This is a genomic window from Celeribacter neptunius, assembly GCF_900113955.1.
In the GTDB taxonomy this organism is placed as follows: domain Bacteria; phylum Pseudomonadota; class Alphaproteobacteria; order Rhodobacterales; family Rhodobacteraceae; genus Celeribacter; species Celeribacter neptunius.
Genome location: NZ_FORH01000008.1, coordinates 266,876 through 282,382, shown reverse-complemented (window position 1 = coordinate 282,382; position 15,507 = coordinate 266,876). Strand labels below are relative to the sequence as shown.

At 62.5% G+C, this 15,507-nt stretch carries 15 protein-coding genes, 1 tRNA gene and 1 pseudogene; 2 read left to right on the top strand and 15 right to left on the bottom strand.

Translation table 11 applies throughout. From position 1 onward, the window contains the following. The 7 genes and pseudogenes from BM151_RS21780 to BM151_RS18680 form a co-directional block, all read right to left on the bottom strand. Positions 1–744 (bottom strand): Ig-like domain-containing protein (locus BM151_RS21780; protein WP_245781261.1); only part of this gene is annotated, 744 nt, incomplete at its 3' end. 149 nt (positions 745–893) lie between these two features. After that, a pseudogene (locus tag BM151_RS18705) lies at positions 894–1,615 on the bottom strand (IS5 family transposase). 262 nt (positions 1,616–1,877) lie between these two features. Beyond that, positions 1,878–1,953 (bottom strand) — tRNA-Val (locus BM151_RS18700). An 82-nt stretch (positions 1,954–2,035) separates the two neighbouring features. Beyond that, on the bottom strand, positions 2,036–2,677 hold the full coding sequence (locus BM151_RS18695) for a thermonuclease family protein (RefSeq protein ID WP_245781260.1): 642 nt from the start codon (positions 2,675–2,677) through the stop codon (positions 2,036–2,038). A gap of 258 nt (positions 2,678–2,935) precedes the next feature. Further along, positions 2,936–3,178, bottom strand: coding sequence for an HP1242/YdcH family protein (locus BM151_RS18690; RefSeq protein ID WP_090062380.1), 243 nt, complete (start codon positions 3,176–3,178; stop codon positions 2,936–2,938). A 127-nt stretch (positions 3,179–3,305) separates the two neighbouring features. Next, positions 3,306–4,211 (bottom strand): DMT family transporter, encoded by a 906-nt coding sequence (locus BM151_RS18685; RefSeq protein ID WP_090062378.1) that lies wholly within the window; start codon positions 4,209–4,211, stop codon positions 3,306–3,308. A gap of 37 nt (positions 4,212–4,248) precedes the next feature. Next, positions 4,249–4,866, bottom strand: coding sequence for a LysE/ArgO family amino acid transporter (locus tag BM151_RS18680; RefSeq protein WP_177213220.1), 618 nt, complete (start codon positions 4,864–4,866; stop codon positions 4,249–4,251). Between the two features lie 84 nt (positions 4,867–4,950). Here BM151_RS18680 and BM151_RS18675 point away from each other — a divergent pair, with 84 nt between their 5' ends. After that, positions 4,951–5,847, top strand: a complete 897-nt coding sequence (locus BM151_RS18675; RefSeq protein WP_090062374.1) for a LysR family transcriptional regulator ArgP — start codon at positions 4,951–4,953, stop codon at positions 5,845–5,847. Positions 5,848–6,154: 307 nt separating this feature from the next. On the opposite strand, the gene BM151_RS18670 is transcribed toward BM151_RS18675, so the two are convergent. The 6 genes from BM151_RS18670 to mgtE all read right to left on the bottom strand — a co-directional run bounded on the left by BM151_RS18670 (position 6,155) and on the right by mgtE (position 12,612). Continuing rightward, entirely contained in the window at positions 6,155–6,895 is a 741-nt protein-coding gene (locus tag BM151_RS18670; protein WP_090062371.1) for a YebC/PmpR family DNA-binding transcriptional regulator, read from the bottom strand. A gap of 136 nt (positions 6,896–7,031) precedes the next feature. Continuing rightward, positions 7,032–8,813, bottom strand: a complete 1,782-nt coding sequence (locus BM151_RS18665; protein ID WP_090062368.1) for an SLC13 family permease — start codon at positions 8,811–8,813, stop codon at positions 7,032–7,034. 157 nt (positions 8,814–8,970) lie between these two features. Then, positions 8,971–9,783 carry a TIGR00282 family metallophosphoesterase gene (locus tag BM151_RS18660; protein ID WP_090062366.1) on the bottom strand — a complete coding sequence of 271 codons (813 nt, stop codon included), beginning with the start codon at positions 9,781–9,783 and terminating at the stop codon, positions 8,971–8,973. A 92-nt stretch (positions 9,784–9,875) separates the two neighbouring features. Next, entirely contained in the window at positions 9,876–10,646 is a 771-nt protein-coding gene (locus BM151_RS18655) for an HpcH/HpaI aldolase family protein (protein ID WP_090062364.1), read from the bottom strand. An 11-nt stretch (positions 10,647–10,657) separates the two neighbouring features. Next, positions 10,658–11,224 (bottom strand): 5-formyltetrahydrofolate cyclo-ligase, encoded by a 567-nt coding sequence (locus tag BM151_RS18650; protein ID WP_090062361.1) that lies wholly within the window; start codon positions 11,222–11,224, stop codon positions 10,658–10,660. Further along, complete coding sequence (mgtE, locus tag BM151_RS18645) at positions 11,221–12,612, bottom strand: magnesium transporter (protein WP_090062359.1); 1,392 nt, start codon at positions 12,610–12,612, stop codon at positions 11,221–11,223. Before mgtE ends, BM151_RS18650 begins: the two co-directional genes overlap by 4 nt. A gap of 149 nt (positions 12,613–12,761) precedes the next feature. On the opposite strand from mgtE, the gene guaD reads away from it, so the two are divergent. Next, positions 12,762–14,054, top strand: a complete 1,293-nt coding sequence (guaD, locus tag BM151_RS18640) for a guanine deaminase (RefSeq protein WP_090062356.1) — start codon at positions 12,762–12,764, stop codon at positions 14,052–14,054. A 246-nt stretch (positions 14,055–14,300) separates the two neighbouring features. On the opposite strand, the gene BM151_RS18635 is transcribed toward guaD, so the two are convergent. Then, complete coding sequence (locus BM151_RS18635; protein WP_090062354.1) at positions 14,301–14,813, bottom strand: CAP domain-containing protein; 513 nt, start codon at positions 14,811–14,813, stop codon at positions 14,301–14,303. Between the two features lie 164 nt (positions 14,814–14,977). Further along, on the bottom strand, positions 14,978–15,481 hold the full coding sequence (locus BM151_RS18630; protein WP_090062351.1) for a CAP domain-containing protein: 504 nt from the start codon (positions 15,479–15,481) through the stop codon (positions 14,978–14,980). Positions 15,482–15,507: the final 26 nt, after the last annotated feature.

The following is a 15,507-nucleotide window of genomic DNA, read 5'->3' as shown; positions in this document are numbered from 1 at the left end:
GCTGTCATTGCCGTTGATATCGGTCGCAACCGCCGTGACGTCGCCGTCGGGCTGCACCGACGGTGCCTCCGCCGTGTAATCGCCATTGCTGTCGGCCACCGCCGTCGAGGTCGTCCCGTCCGGCCAGGTCAGCGTCACCGTCGATCCCGGTTCCGCCGTGCCGGTCACCTCGGGCATGCCGTCGCCATCCGCATCGGCGATCGTCACGCTCGGCGCCGCCGGCGCAACCGGCGCAGCGGGATCCGCGGAGCCGCCGCCGGCGCCAACGGCAAGCAACCCAATACCGATCAGACCGCCGCCGATCAGGGGAAGCAGCGCAAACCCGAGCTCTTCGGTCTCCCCACATACATCGTAGGAACCTTGTTCCAGAGCCTGGAAAAGTGCGGCATTGCCCTTCCCTTGCGCCATATCCAGAAGCGTAGCAGAATCACCGGCGGCATAAATCAACGCCCGGCCATCCGACAAGGTCTGACCGATGGTCTGTGCAGTGATGGAGACCTCTTCCCCCATCTCGTTCGCGACCACGGCTTCAACATCAGAAGAAGCAAAAAAGTCGACAAGGGTCATCACAGTGCCGTCGCTGAATTTGATGAAAAGATCATCGCCTTTGCGCAAAACGATTATGCCCGCACCGCACAAGCGCCCCACACCATTCGCGTCGATCTGGAAAACCTGACCATCTTCCACCTGAATGGACTTGTATTCAGGATTTGCGCCAACTTTCAAAACTTCACGTCCACTCATCTCAAAACTCCCAAATCGGTTCGCCTGCATTAACAACGCAGAATTCATTGGGATTAGGTTCGGCAGAGGGATGGCTTATAGTAAAATAAGCTGGTAGTGCTTTGGTATCCTCATCCTAGGTTCTAGGTTCTAGGTTCTAGGTTCAGATCTCATAACCAGTACATGACAGTTGCGGCGAGAGCGACCGCAAACAGGAAGACCTCCGGGCATCTGTAGTAAGCATTGCAACCCTGCACCAGTCCTTCAGCCTGCCAAACTCGATCCGGTTGCGGCGTTTGTAGTGGCGCTTGTCGTATTTAACCTGCTTACCGCGAGACTTGTGCCCCGGGATACAGGGCTTGATTCGCTTGTCTTTCAGGGCGTCACGGAACCAAACCGCGTCATATCCACGATCTCCCAGCAGCAACTCCGCCTTCGGCAAGCCGACCAGCAGCGCCGTCGCGACGGTGTAATCGCTGACCTCTGGCCGGCGGTCATAAAGAACCGCAATGGACGACCGTCAGTGGCGGTGATCGCGTGGGGCTTAGTGTTCATGCCGCCCTTGATTCGCCCGATCAGCCGACCACGCCCCCATTTTTTTACGCGCAGGCTGGAGGCCGAGCGGCGGGCTTTGAGAGAGGTCGCGTCGATCATGATCGTCTTTTGATCCGCCGCCTCGGAGGCCAGACTCTCGAAGATCGTGGCAAACACGCCCATCTCGCTCCAGCGCTACCAGCGATTGTAGAGCGTCTTCGGTGGGCCCTATTCCTTTGGCGCATCGCGCCTGCGCAACCCATTGCGATTGATGAAGGCTATCCCGCTCAGCATGAGTCGGCCATCGACGCGCGATTTACCATGGCTCATGGAAAAAATAAGGTCGCAGCCGCGCCATTTACCCGTCACTCAGCCAGTAAAGTGAGCTACCCCCCAATGTTTGGACAGGTTTCCGCCTAGGTTAAGCTACTCTTTGCTCCTGCTGATCGGGTTGGGTTTCTTCTTTTCTCCGCCAATAGACCACGGCTGGAGGTTTGCTGCCAAGGGCGGAATGGGGGCGCTTGCGGTTGCAGAACCACAAATAAGGTTCACGGAACCATGGACCTCTTCGCAGATCGCGAGGCCGACGAGAGGAAATTCAGCAAAAACAAGGAGGGGAATGGTGGGTCGTGAGAGGCTCGAACTCCCGACATCTTCGGTGTAAACGAAGCGCTCTACCAACTGAGCTAACGACCCGGTCCGGCTCATTTAGGGGAAAACCCCGCCCCGTGCAAGGCCCCTTCCCCGCGGCGTCGCGAAGATTTTCTGCCCGCCCCTCCTAGCCTTTCGCCGGGCGCCAGCCGGCGGCGCGGGCCTCCGCTTCGGAACAGAACCAGCGCTCGCCTTGGGGCGCATTGATGCTTGTGCCCTCATACCAGCGCCCGCCGGGCAGGTGGTAGATCTTGCCGGATTTCGAGATATTGCCTTTGATCGTACAGCTCTGTGACGGAGGCGGTGACGTCTCTGCCCCGGCCCGTTTCGCCGCACGGTAGATGGCCGGGTCCTCGGCCCCGCCACGCCAGAGCCCGATCCCGGCCCGCCGGGCTTCGGCTTCCTGCGCGACATAGGCCTTGGAGTATTGTTCATAGGCATAGGCAGCCCCGGCCTGGACCATTTGAGCATTGATGTCGCCATCGGCGCCTTGGCATTTGGCGACGATGCGCTCATAGCGGTCGATATCAATCGGCGCACAGTCTACGCCATTCGCGGCGAGCCGTTCCAGAACGGCTTTCGACCAGCGGCCACAGCTCCAGTCCCGGCCCTGCATGTCACTACAGCTCTGCGCAAGCTCAGGCGCATCGATGCCATGCAGGCGGAGCGTCACCGTACCGATGACCAGGGTGTCACCGTCGACAACGCGCAACACGCCGTCACGCCCCGAGACGATCCGGGATCCGGCGGCGGCGACCGGTTGCCCCACGTGCTCAGGCCCCGGTTCGGCCCCTGGCGCGGCTCCAGTCTCAGAAAGACGCACAGGATGCGGGGACGGCAACCCCACGGCATCGCCTGACCCAGTGGGAGTGAGGCCAAATACGAGCCCCAGAGCAGCCACAAGGACCGCAACATATGGTAGAACACCCCATCGCACACACCATTTGTGCATGGTTTGTTCTGGAATAGCAAGAGGGCGCGTCACCTCCTGATGAACGCGCCCTCCGAAGATTTATCGCGACCGGGATCAGGCCGGCTGGGTCAGCATCTTGTACAGCTCATCCTTGAGCAACATCCGCTTTTTCCTGAGCTCGGAGAGCGCCAGATCTTCCATCGGATGCATATCGGTCTCGGCCTGATGGACCTCTTCGTTCAGGGCATCATATTGCCCGGCAAGATGGGCGAAATGGCTGTCGCTGGATTTCAACTCCATGATCTTGTCAGCCAGTTCGGGGAAATCGGCGGCCAGTTGGTGTGGCGTGTTGGACATGCGCTTCTCCTCGTATCTTTGTCCTTGGTCGCTCACAGTCTGACCGTTTCGACGTGCATCACGCCTTGACGAGGATCAAAATAAAATACGGTTTCTGGCCGGTTTGAAGCGCATTTCCCCGATCGGCTCAGCCGGTCCGCGCGGCGCGCTGTCTCGCCCGTTTTTCACGCCATGTGATAAAGGAGATCGCCCCGATGATCATCGCGCCGCCGAGCATGACGAACGGGTCGAAAGCCTCGCCGAAAAGCACCATGCCCAGGATCGTCGCCCAGACCAGCTGCACGAATGTCACCGGTTGCACCACCGATTGCGGTGCATGGGCAAAGGCCCGCATCATCGAATAATGCGCCGTCGTGGCGAAGGCGGCGGTCAGGAACAGCATTCCGAGCTGCGTCCAGTTCGGCGCCTGCCAATGGGCGAGCGCCAGAGGCGCGATCACCACCGGCACCATGGTCGACATCAGAAAGACCACCACGGTCGACGGCACACGTTTGTTGAGCGCATTGGCAAGGAGATAGCTGCCGGCAAAGGCCATGGCCGAAAAGATCATCGCAACATGGCCCGGATCGAGTGCCCGGAACCCCGGCCGCAGGATCACCAGCCCGCCGATGACCGCCACAACAAGGGCGAGACTGCGCTGCAACGCGATACGTTCGCGAAAGATCAGCACCGCGCCGATGGTGATGTAGATCGGGTTCATGAAGTTCATCGCCGTCACCTCGCTCATCGGGATACGGGTCATGGCAAAGAACCACAGCGACATGGCCGTCGCATGAAACAGCGCCCGGGTGATGGCGAGTTTCCAGATCTCGGCGGTAAAGCGCACCTGACGCACCGTGCCGAGCATCGGGATCAGGAAGACCGCGCCGAGCGCGAAGCGCAGAAACGCCGTTTCCAGAACCGGAAGATCGGTGCCGATGTACTTCACCAGCACATTCACCATCACGAAATTGAACGTGACGAAGAGCATCCAGAGGACGCCTTTGACGGTGTTCGGGCCGGTATCGGGCGCGGAGCTGGAGGCTGTGGTCATGGGCGCAACTCTCGGGCAAATGCCGGACCTTGGCAATTCATCCTGCGAGCACAAGGCTCAATGCAATCTTCCACATCACCAGGGCGATCAGCGCATCGAGCAGCTGCCAGGCCCGAGGGCGGGCAAACAGCGGCTGCAGCAGCCGCGCCCCGTAGCCCAGCGCAAAGAAGAACAGGAAGGAGGCGGTGACAGCGCCAAGCGCGAACCCGGCCCGGGCCTCTGCGAAGCGCGCCGAAATCGCCCCCAAAAGCACCACCGTATCGAGATAGACATGCGGGTTGAGCCAGGTCAGCGCAAGGCAGGTCAGCAGTGCCGCACGCAGGCTCTGGCTGTCGCGCGCCGCATCGTTTCGCGCCGCGTCGAGATGTTCACCGCCCTTATAGGCCGCCCAGGCCGCCTTCGCCCCGTACACCGTCAGAAAGGCCGCCCCGCCCCACCGCATCAGCGGCAGGAGCGCCGGGATACGCTGGCTGATCTGCGCGGAGGCATAGACACCCACGGAGATCAACAGCGCGTCCGAGAACGCACAGGCCAGCACCACCGCCAGCACATGGCGTCGCCAAAGCCCCTGGCGCAGCACGAAAGCATTCTGCGCGCCGATGGCGACAATCAGGGAAAGCCCGGTGAGAAATCCGGTCAGGGCGGCGTTGATCATGGTGTGTCGGTCCTCATATCTCCGCCCCGCAATAGGCCCCTGCCGCGAGTTAGACAAATTAAGAAATCTATGTGAAGATTAGACATGCTTAATTCAAACGATTATCCGGCGCTCGCCGCGCTTGCCGCCGTGCTGCAGACCGGCAGTTTCGACGCCGCCGCACATCGGCTCGCCGTGACCCCTTCGGCGGTCTCGCAACGGATCAAGGCGCTGGAAGAGCGCATGGGCACGCCACTGGTGCTGCGCGGCACGCCCTGTCGCGGCACCGAGACCGGCACGCGGCTGGCCCGGCACATGCAGGAGATCGGGCTGCTGGAACGCCAGCTCGCCAAGGACCTTGGTCAGGATCTCGGCGATGAGGTCGGAGAGGCCGTGCCGGTGCCGTTGGCGGTCAATGCCGACACGCTGGCCACCTGGTTCACCCCCGCGATGGCGGATCTGCCGGGGCTGTTGTTTCAGCTCCAGATCGACGATCAGGATCATTCCGCCGACTGGCTCAAACGCGGCGAGGTGATGGCGGCGGTCTCGGCGCGCGACACGGCGGTGCCGGGCTGTGACATCCATCCGCTGGGCGCGCTGCGCTACCTCCCCGTGGCGTCACCGGGGTTCCTTGCCCGGCACTTTCCCGAAGGCGTCACGGCAGAGACCCTCAGCCGCGCGCCCTCGCTGGTCTATGACGAAAAGGATCGGCTGCAGGACAATTGGGTGCGGCAGCTGACCGGTCAGCGCATCGCACTCCCGTCCCATCGCATTCCCTCGACCCAGGGCTTTGTCGATGCGGCGCTCTCCGGGCTGGGCTGGGGGCTCAACCCGCTGTCGCTTTTGGCACCGCATCTCGCCGCAGGACGTCTCGTAGCGCTCGCGGAGGCGCCGGTGGATATCGCGCTCTACTGGCATGTCTCGCGACTGTCCGCACCGATGCTGGCGCCTTTGACCGAGGCGGTGAGACGGGTGGCAAAGGCGCAGCTGGTGCAGGGGTGAGACGGTTCTGAGCCCATTGGGGACATTGGGATGTAGGGGCGTGCGCCGGACCGTGGGCAGGCGCATCTGTTCTTTGTGGTCTGCGCTTTATGTCAGCCAAATCCGATAAAGATCAATCTGTCGCGCGAGGATGACAAATGCGCCTGACCGCCAGGACGGTCCGGCGCACGCCCGGCGCCTTCGGCTTGATTCCGAGCGGTTACGCTTTGCTCGAATGGCAGGAAAGTCCCGCATTGCCGCCCTTCAGCCCCAAAAAACAAAACCCCGCCAAAAGGCGGGGCTTCATCATTGCATGTGTCGCATCAGATCAGAGTTGTTCGGCAACATCATCCGGCACGTCGAAATTGGCGGTGACGCTTTGCACGTCATCGTCATCCTCGAGCGCCTCGACCAGACGCATCAGTTTCTGCGCCGTTTCGAGATTCACCTCGGTGCGGTTCTGCGGTTTCCAGATCAGCTTGGCTTCCTTGGATTCACCCAACTCGGCCTCGAGCGCATCGGAGACCGCGGCGAGATCGCCATCGACCGTGTAGATCCAGTGGCCTTCCTCATCGCTCTCGACATCCTCGGCGCCCGCCTCAATGGCGGCCATCATCACCGTGTCGGCATCACCGGCTTCCGGCCCGTAGGTGATCTCACCCACACGGTCGAACATGAAAGCCACGGAACCCGAGGTGCCGAGATTGCCGCCGGCCTTGGTGAAGAGCGAGCGCACATTCGAGGCGGTGCGGTTGACGTTGTCGGTCATGGTCTCGACGATGAAAGCGATGCCCTCGGGCCCATAGCCCTCATAGCGGATCTCGGTGTAATTCTCGGCGTCGCCACCCAGCGCCTTCTTGATCGCGCGGTCGATCACATCTTTCGGGCAGGAGGCGGTTTTCGCGGTTTTCACCGCCAGACGCAGACGCGGGTTTTTCTCCGGATCCGGGTCGCCCATTTTCGCCGCCACGGTGATTTCCTTGGCGAGTTTGGAAAAGAGCTTGGAGCGGGCGGCATCCTGACGCCCCTTCCGGTGCTGGATGTTTGCCCATTTAGAATGGCCTGCCATGTGGCGCCTCCGCAAAGTCGATTAAATCTGCTGTTGCGCCTCTATAGGCGATCCACATCGGGTGCTGCAAGTCGGGCACACCGCTTGATCTGGTGGAAAATGCCGGAAATCACCCGAAAACCCGGGTCAAAGCCGCTCAGAGCGGCCAAATCAGCGGGATCACCGCCGAGGCCAGAAGCCCGATCGAGAGGTTGAGCGGGATACCGACGCGCATGTAATCGGTGAATTTATAGCCGCCGGGACCGTAGACCATGGTGTTGGTCTGATAGCCGATCGGCGTGGCAAAGGAGGCCGAGGCCGCGATCATCACCGCCACCACCAAGCCGCGCGGGTCCAGCCCCATGGAATTGGCCAGACCGATGGCGATCGGTGTGACCACGACGGCCACCGCGTTGTTGGACACAAGCTCGGTGAGCACCGAGGTCAACAGAAAGATCGACCAGACCACAAAGAACACCGGCAAACCTTCGAGGAGCGGCGCCACCAGTCCGACGATCAGCTGCACAGCCCCCGAAGCATCGAGCGCCGCCCCCACCGCCAGCATGGCAAAGATCAGCGCCAGCAATCGCCCTTCGACAAAGGAAAACGCCTCGTCGGCATCGATACAGCGGGTCACGAGGACCACGGCGACGGCGATCACCGCCAGCATCAGGATCGGCGCCACGCCCAGAGCCGCCAGCACGACGATGGAGAACATCGCAATGATGGCAATCGGCGCATGCGAGCGGTGATAGGCGCGCTCGGTGGGTTTCGAGACATCGCCCATATCCATATCGGCAGCAAGGCGCTGGATATCCGCCGGCGCACCTTCGAGCAGAAGCGTATCACCGACGCGCACCACCAGATCCTGGATCTGCTGGCCGAGGTTCTGATTGCGACGATGCACTGCCAGGACATAGACGCCATAGCGGCGGCGCAGCCGCATCGAAGAGAGCGCCCGTCCGACCATCTTACAGCCCGGCGTGATCAGCACTTCCATGGTGGTGGTCTCGACCGCCGAGACCTGATCGACACGCTTGAGGGATTTGTCGCGCTGCAGGCTCAGAAGCTCGGTGATTTTCGAGCGCAGCACGATCCGGTCCCCGACCTCGATGGTGAAGCCTTCGAGCTCGTGACGATAGGATTTGTCGCCGCGAATGACGTCGATGAGGCGCACGCCGTCGCGTTTGAACAGCTGCACCCCGGTGATCTCGCGGCCAATGAGGTTGCTGTCCGGCGGGATCACCGCTTCGGTGAAGAATTTCATCTTCGCGCGGCCCGACGACAGCATGGCCGCTAGGCTGTCGCGCTCCGGCAGGAGATGCCGCCCGAACAGCATCAGGTAAAGCATGCCCCAGGCGGTGACCACGAGGCCGAGAATGGAGACTTCGAAAATGGTAAAGGGCTCGAGCCCCTGCGCACGCGCCACACCATCGACCAGAAGGTTGGTCGACGTGCCCAGAAGCGTGATCGTGCCCCCCATGATCGCCGAGTAGCTCAACGGGATCAGCAATTTCGAGGGCGCGACGCCGAGCTTGCCCGAAAGCTGCACGAACACCGGGATCATCACCACCACGACCGGCGTATTGGCAACGAAGGCCGAGAGCACCACAACGACGAGAAGCAGCATGCCGATGGCCACCGACGGATGGGTCTCGGCATAAGCCCCGGCCTGGCGGGTGAACCATTCGAGCCCGCCGGTGCGCACCAGCGCCCCCATGACGATGAACATCGCCCCGATGGTCCAGGGCGCCGGGTTGGACAGCACTTTGAGACCGGCCTCATAGGGGAGGATGCCGAAGATGATCATCAGCGCGGCGCCGGCGATGGCCACCACCTCGGTCGGGAAAATCTCGCGCACGAAGAGCACGAACATGAAGCCGACGACGACGAGGGCGACAACCGCCTCTGTCATTGGGCTGAAATGAAATAGCTCCATGGATACTCGCGTCTACTTGTCCCGTCCCGCGCAATATGACCCGTAAGCCGGGGTCTTCACAAGCGCCAAACGCCGCAGGCAGACGGACGCCCTTCTGCCAAACGGTCAAAAAATGGACGTTTTTCCCGAAACCGACGCTGCGCCCGCCCTCCGCGCGTTACGGCGTGCTTTGCTCGAGCCGGCCACCGACACGGATCTGTTTGACCCGCTTGGCCAGCCCGGTCTTGTCGTCGGTTTCGACATAGACGCCCGAGAGCGTCGCCTCGCCTTTGGCGGGCTCATAGCGCCCCTTGGCCATGCCGGTGACGAACCGCCTGAGCGGCTCCGCCTTGTCCATGCCGATGACCGAATTGTAATCGCCGCACATGCCGGCATCCGTCAGATAAGCGGTGCCGGCGGGCAGGATCTGCGCATCGCCGGTGCAGACATGGGTGTGGGTGCCGACCACGACCGAGGCCTTGCCGTCACAGAAATGCCCCATGGCCATTTTCTCCGACGTGGCCTCGCAATGCACATCGATGAGCGCCGCCTGAATGGCACCGCCGAGCTTGTGGGTCATGAAAACCTTGTCCAAGGCCGAGAACGGATCGTCAAAGGGGCGTTTCATGAAGACCTGCCCCAAGACCTGCGCCACCAGAATGCGCCGCCCGCGGGCATCCTCGAAAATCCGCACGCCACGCCCCGGGGCGACCTTGGCGAAATTGATCGGGCGAATGACCCGGGTCTCGCTTTCGCAGAACTGCATCATGTCCTTTTGGTCAAAGGCATGATCGCCGAGCGTCAGGCAATCGACCTCGGCGGCCAGAAGCGACTTGGCGTGATCGCCCGAGAGCCCCATGCCATTGGTCGAGTTCTCGCCATTGACCACAACGAAATCCAGCCCCCAGTCGCGACGCAGCTGGGGGACACGTTCGATCACCGCCTTGCGACCGGCGCTGCCGACGATATCTCCGAGAAACAGTATTTTCATGGGGGACAGCCATAGGCGCGCCCACGGGCGCACGCAAGCCGGGGCGCTTGTTTTCTCTCGGGTTTTGGCGAAAAATTGGCCTCAGGCACCGATCAGGCGCCTCGAAACTGCGCCAAACGCGCCTGTGCCGCCTGCATCAGCATCAGCGCATCGAGGCCCAGCGCGTTGAAACTGGCGCCGGCGGCGATGGCACGGCGCTGCATCTCCGGATCGAGGGTGAAGATCCCGGCGGGCATGCCAAGCGCTTTCAGGCGCGCGATCGCGTCTTCCACCGCATCCTGCACCTCGGGGGCGGCGAGATTGCCCGGATAGCCCATGTCGGCAGCGAGATCGGCCGGGCCGATAAACACCGCATCGACGCCCTCGACCGCGGCGATCTCCTCGAGATTTCCGAGCGCAGCTCGGCTCTCGAGCTGAACGATGAGGCAGAGCTCGTCTTTCGCGCGGGTGCCATAATCGGCGATGGCACCATAGCGCCCGGCCCGGGTCGCGCTGTTGAACCCGCGAGTCCCCTCAGGCGCAAAGCGCATGGCGGATACGGCGGCGCGGGCCTCCGCGGCAGTATTGATCATCGGCACCATCAGCGTCTGGGCGCCTTGATCGAGATTGCGCTTGATCAGCGCCGTGTCGAGTTCGCAGAGGCGCACCACCGGGGAACAGTCGGGATAGCCCGCCACCGCCTGCAGGCAAGGCCGGATCTCGCCCACATCGAAGGCGCCATGTTCGCCGTCGATCAGCACCCAGTCATAGCCGGAAGCGGCCAGAAGCTCCGCCATGTCCGGTCCGCCGAAAGTCTGCCAGATCCCCCATTGCATGCGCCCGTCTTTGAGCGCCTGTTTGAAACGGTTCACCGGCAATTGCATGGGATATCCTCTCAGAATGTCAGAACTTCGCGTTCCGTCACGATCGCGTCCAGGGGCGCATCGGTGGGTTCCACCGGCAGGTCCCGCGCCTCCTGCCCGGCATAGGCAAGACCGACGGCAAAGACCGGCGCCTCGGCCCGGAGCTTTTCGAGCGTGCGATCATAGAAGCCGCCGCCATAGCCGAGCCTGTGCCCATCGCGGCTGAACGCCAGCATCGGCACGATCACCACATCCGGCCGGACCGGCTGCGACTGCGCCGGGATCAGCGCACCGAAGGCGCCGGGAACCATATCCGTCTGAGGTGTCCAGAGATCAAAGCGCAGCGGCTGGGCCTTGGCCTCGACCACCGGCACCACCACGGAGCCACGGGCGCAAAGTGCCGCCATGGCCGGACGCGGGTCCAGCTCGCTGCCCAGAGGCATATAGCCCGCCACCGGCTTGCCGGCATGGGGGCTCAGGAATCCCAAAAGCAGTTGCAACGCTTGCTCCGCCGCACCATCGCCGGCGCCATGCGCGATCGCGCGCGCCTCTTTCGCAGCCCTGCGCAGCGCCGCTTTCGCTTCGATCAAATTCGTCACAGAAGCACCATCCCTGCCAGCCCCAGAAAGGCAAAGAACCCGACCACATCGGTGACCGTGGTGACGAAAGCGCCCGAGGCCAGCGCCGGGTCGACGCCGATCCGCTCCAGCAGCACCGGAATGCCGATCCCCGCGAGGCCTGCGATCACCAGATTAATCACCATGGCAGCGCCGATCACCCCGCCCAAGGCCGGAGAGCCGAACCAGATCAGCCCCACCACCCCCATGACCACGGCAAAGACCAGGCCATTGGTCAGGCCAACCAGAACCTCGCGCCGGATCACCCGCCAGACGTTGGCGCCTGTGAGATCGCGCGTGGCGATGGCGCGCACCGCCACGGTGAGCGCCTGGGTGCCGGCATTGCCACCCATCGAGGCGACGATCGGCATCAGCACCGCCAGCGCCACGAATTGCGAGATCGTATCCTCGAATTGCGCGATCACCAGCGAGGCGAGAATGGCGGTGACGAGGTTGACGCCCAGCCAGGGGATGCGTTGTTTCACAGTCTCCAGAACACGGTCGGCGAGCGAGCCTTCGCCGACACCGGCGAGGCGCATGATGTCCTCCTCGTGTTCCTCATCAAGAACATTCATCGCGTCATCGATGGTGATCACCCCGACCACCCGGTCATCGGCATCGACCACCGGGGCGGAAATCATGTGATACTGGTTGAACGCATAGGCGACATCCGCCTCGCTCTCGTCGACGCGAAAGGTCCGGAACCCCGGCTCCAGAAGCTCGGTCAGAGGCTGCGCCCGCGGCGCGCCGAGGATCTTGCCCAGGGTGACATGGCCCACCGCGTGCATTTTCGGATCGATCAGCACCATGTGGTAGAAATCATCCGGCAGTTCCTCGGAATTGCGCATGAAATCTATGGCTTGCCCGACGGTCCAGTGCTCCGGCCCCATCACGACCTCGCGCTGCATCAGGCGCCCGGCGGAAAACTCCGGATAGGACAGGGATTGTTCGACCGCGACCCGGTCGGCATCTTCGAGCGTGGCGAGGATGGCCTCCTGCGCATCGTCTTCGAGATCCTCGACCAGATCGACCACGTCGTCGGATTCGAGCTCGCGCACCGCCTCGGCCAGAACCTCGGGCCGCAGCACATGGATCACCTCTTCGCGGATGCCCTCATCAAGTTCCGAGAGGATCTCGCCGTCGAATTCCTCGCCATAGAGCAGAATCAGCCGCCGCCGGTCGAAAGCATTCACCTGTTCGAGAAGGTCGGCGATATCGGCGGCGTGCAGCGGCTCCATGAGCTCGATGAGCTTGCTCCGGTCTCCCGTATCCACGGCATAGAGAATGGCGCTGAGCGCCCTGCCGCTTAGCGTGTAGCCGTCCTCTACGTCCTCGGCCTCGTGCGAGATATCCTGTTGTTCTTCGACCATGCCCTGCCCGTTTTCTCGTCGCGTCGACCTTATGACAGCTTGGCCCCGAGAAACAGGGGCAAGATTGATTTACCTCGCGCCGAATGCCGCCTAATCTGGCCCCGAGGTTAAGAGCCGCCTCCCAATAGAGCAGAGCCAAAAGGACCAAGATGGACAAGCTGATTGCAGGACAGGTCGTCACCTATCATGGCGACCCTTTCGAGATCCCCGCCGAAGAGGCCGTACAGGTGCTCTCGGACGCCGCGATCCTGATCCGGGACGGGCATGTGGTCTCGATCGGCGGGCGCGATCATATGCGCCAGAAACATGGTGAGGCGGCGTTTCACGATCATGGCCCGGCGCTCATCGTCCCGGGCTTCATCGATGCCCATGCGCATTACCCGCAGACCGCGATGATCGCCAGCTGGGGCAAGCGGCTGATCGACTGGCTCAACACTTACACCTTCCCGGAAGAGGCCAAGTTTGCCGATCGCGCCTATGCCGACGATATTGCCGGGCGCTATCTCGATCTTCTCTTGGCCAATGGCACCACCACGGTAACCTCGTTCTGCACCATCCACCCCGGCTCGGTCGATGCGCTGTTCGAAGCCGCCGAGGCGCGGGGGATGCGGGTGATCGCCGGCAAGACCTGTATGGATCGTGACACCGCGCCCGAGTTCCTGCGCGACACGGCCAAATCCGCCTATGACGAGAGCAAGGCACTGATCAATCGCTGGCACGGCAAGGGCCGGCTGTCCTACGCGATCACGCCACGGTTTTCGCCGACCTCGACACCGGATCAGCTCGCCGCCCTGGGCAAGCTCTGGGACGAATACCCGTCCTGCCTGATGCAGACGCATCTGTCGGAACAGACCGATGAGATCGCCTGGGTCAAAAGCCTCTACCCGGAGGCGCGGGACTATCTCGACACATATGAGCAGTTCGGACTGGTGCGCGAGGGCGCGCTGTTCGGCCATGCGATCCACTTGGAACCGCGCGAGATCGCCCATCTTCAGGCCAATGATTGCTCGCTGATCCATTGCCCGACCTCGAACACCTTCATCGGCTCGGGGCTTTTCGACATGGGCACGCGCAAATCCGAATCCCTGCGGGTGGGCCTGGCGACCGACACCGGCGGCGGCTCCTCGTTTTCGATGCTGCGCACCATGGCGGCGGCCTATGAGATCGGCCAGCTCCGCCACACGGCGATCCACCCGGCGCAATTGTTGTGGCTGGCCACCCAGGGCTCAGCTCAGGCGTTGCGGATGGAGACCAAGATCGGCAGCATCGCCCCGGGCATGGAAGCGGATTTCGCCGTCATCGATCTGGCCTCGACACCGGCGATCGCGCAGCGTGCGATCCGGGCCGAGACCATCTGGGAAGAGATTTTCCCGACCATCATGATGGGGGATGATCGCGCGATCATCGCGAGCTACGTGATGGGAGAGCGCGCGGCCGTGTAAGGAGCGCTTTGCGGGACGGAGCCGCCGTTCACTTCCGGCGCGGGACAAAGCGAAGCCGCCGCGCCTGCGCCTGCGCGTCCCAGCGGGCTGGCGCATTTGGAGGCCGCGCACAAACCTCAAATCTAAAATGTATTTTGCACCATAAAGCGCACCGATCAATCGTCAGAGCGCCACCCCACGGGCAGGCTTGTCACGCCTGTTGTTCTACCAAGTTGAATGTCCCCTCAGGGCGCAAAGCCCCTCACCTCACCGGCAAGGCTTGGCAAACACCGCGACGAAGAGATTGTTCGGGCCGATGCCGATGCCGACATCCTTCATTTCACGATTGAGAAGATTGGCGCGGTGGCCGCTCGATTGCATCCAGCCCGCCATGGCAAGATCGATGGTCTTCCAGCTGTAGGACAGGTTTTCCGCCACCATGCAGCCCTTGTAGCCGGCCGCATTGGCGCGATGGATCGGGCGGCTGCCATTCGGCGCGATATGGGCGAAATAATTCCGCCGGATCATGTCATCGACATGGGCCTGCGCGGCTTTCGACAGGGCGGAATTCAGCCGCAGTTTGCGCAGCCCCTGCGCCCGGCGTTCGGCATTCATCGCCGAGAGAAGATCGCGCGCCGTCGCTTGCGGGTTGCTCACCGGAATGGAGACGGTCGCCTTCGGCAAGGGCCGCAGGTCCCGCGCCTCGCTTGCCCCGGCGCCGATGCCGGCTCCGATCCCGATCCCAAGTGCCAAAGCCATCAATACGCGCAAAGCGGTCATGCCCGATCTCTCCTCAAACTACCTTCGTTCTTTTGTCTTGGCAGGCGAAAATGGCAGCTTTCGGGCAGGAGTGTCCCGCCGATCGCACCGTCACCTGCAAAATATTGAATATTTTATTCAAACCCCGCTGGCCAGCCCATGCCCCGACATGAGCGGCGCGTCGCTCAGCAGGGCCTGCCGAACACGGCAACCCGGAGACCTCCGGCCGCAACGCCAATACCGATATCGACGGGTTTCGCATTCAGGATATTGGCACGGTGGCCTTGCGAGTCCATCCAGCCCTGCACCGCCTGCTGCACCGTGGGATAGCTCGTCGAGAGATTCTCCGAGACAAAGCAATAGCCATAGCCCGCCCCGCGCACCCGATCGCCGACCGAGGCGCCATTCTTGCTGTTGTGCGAGAAATAGCCTTTCGCAGCCATGTCATCGGCATGCGCCTGCGCGGCACGGGTCAGGCTGGCATTGTAGCTCAGCGCCCCGAGCCCGCGTTTGCCGCGTTCCTGATTGATCAGGGACAGGATCTGCGCCCCTTCTTCCATCGTCGAGACACGCGCCGTCGCCGATGTGGTCACCGGGGTGACCGAGCCAAAGCCTGCGCCGGTTTCCGGGCCACAGGCGGTGAGCGCCACAGCCGCCAGAGCGGCGAGCAATCCAGTCTTGTGCGTCATGAGCTGTTCTCCTGTAACGACCCTTT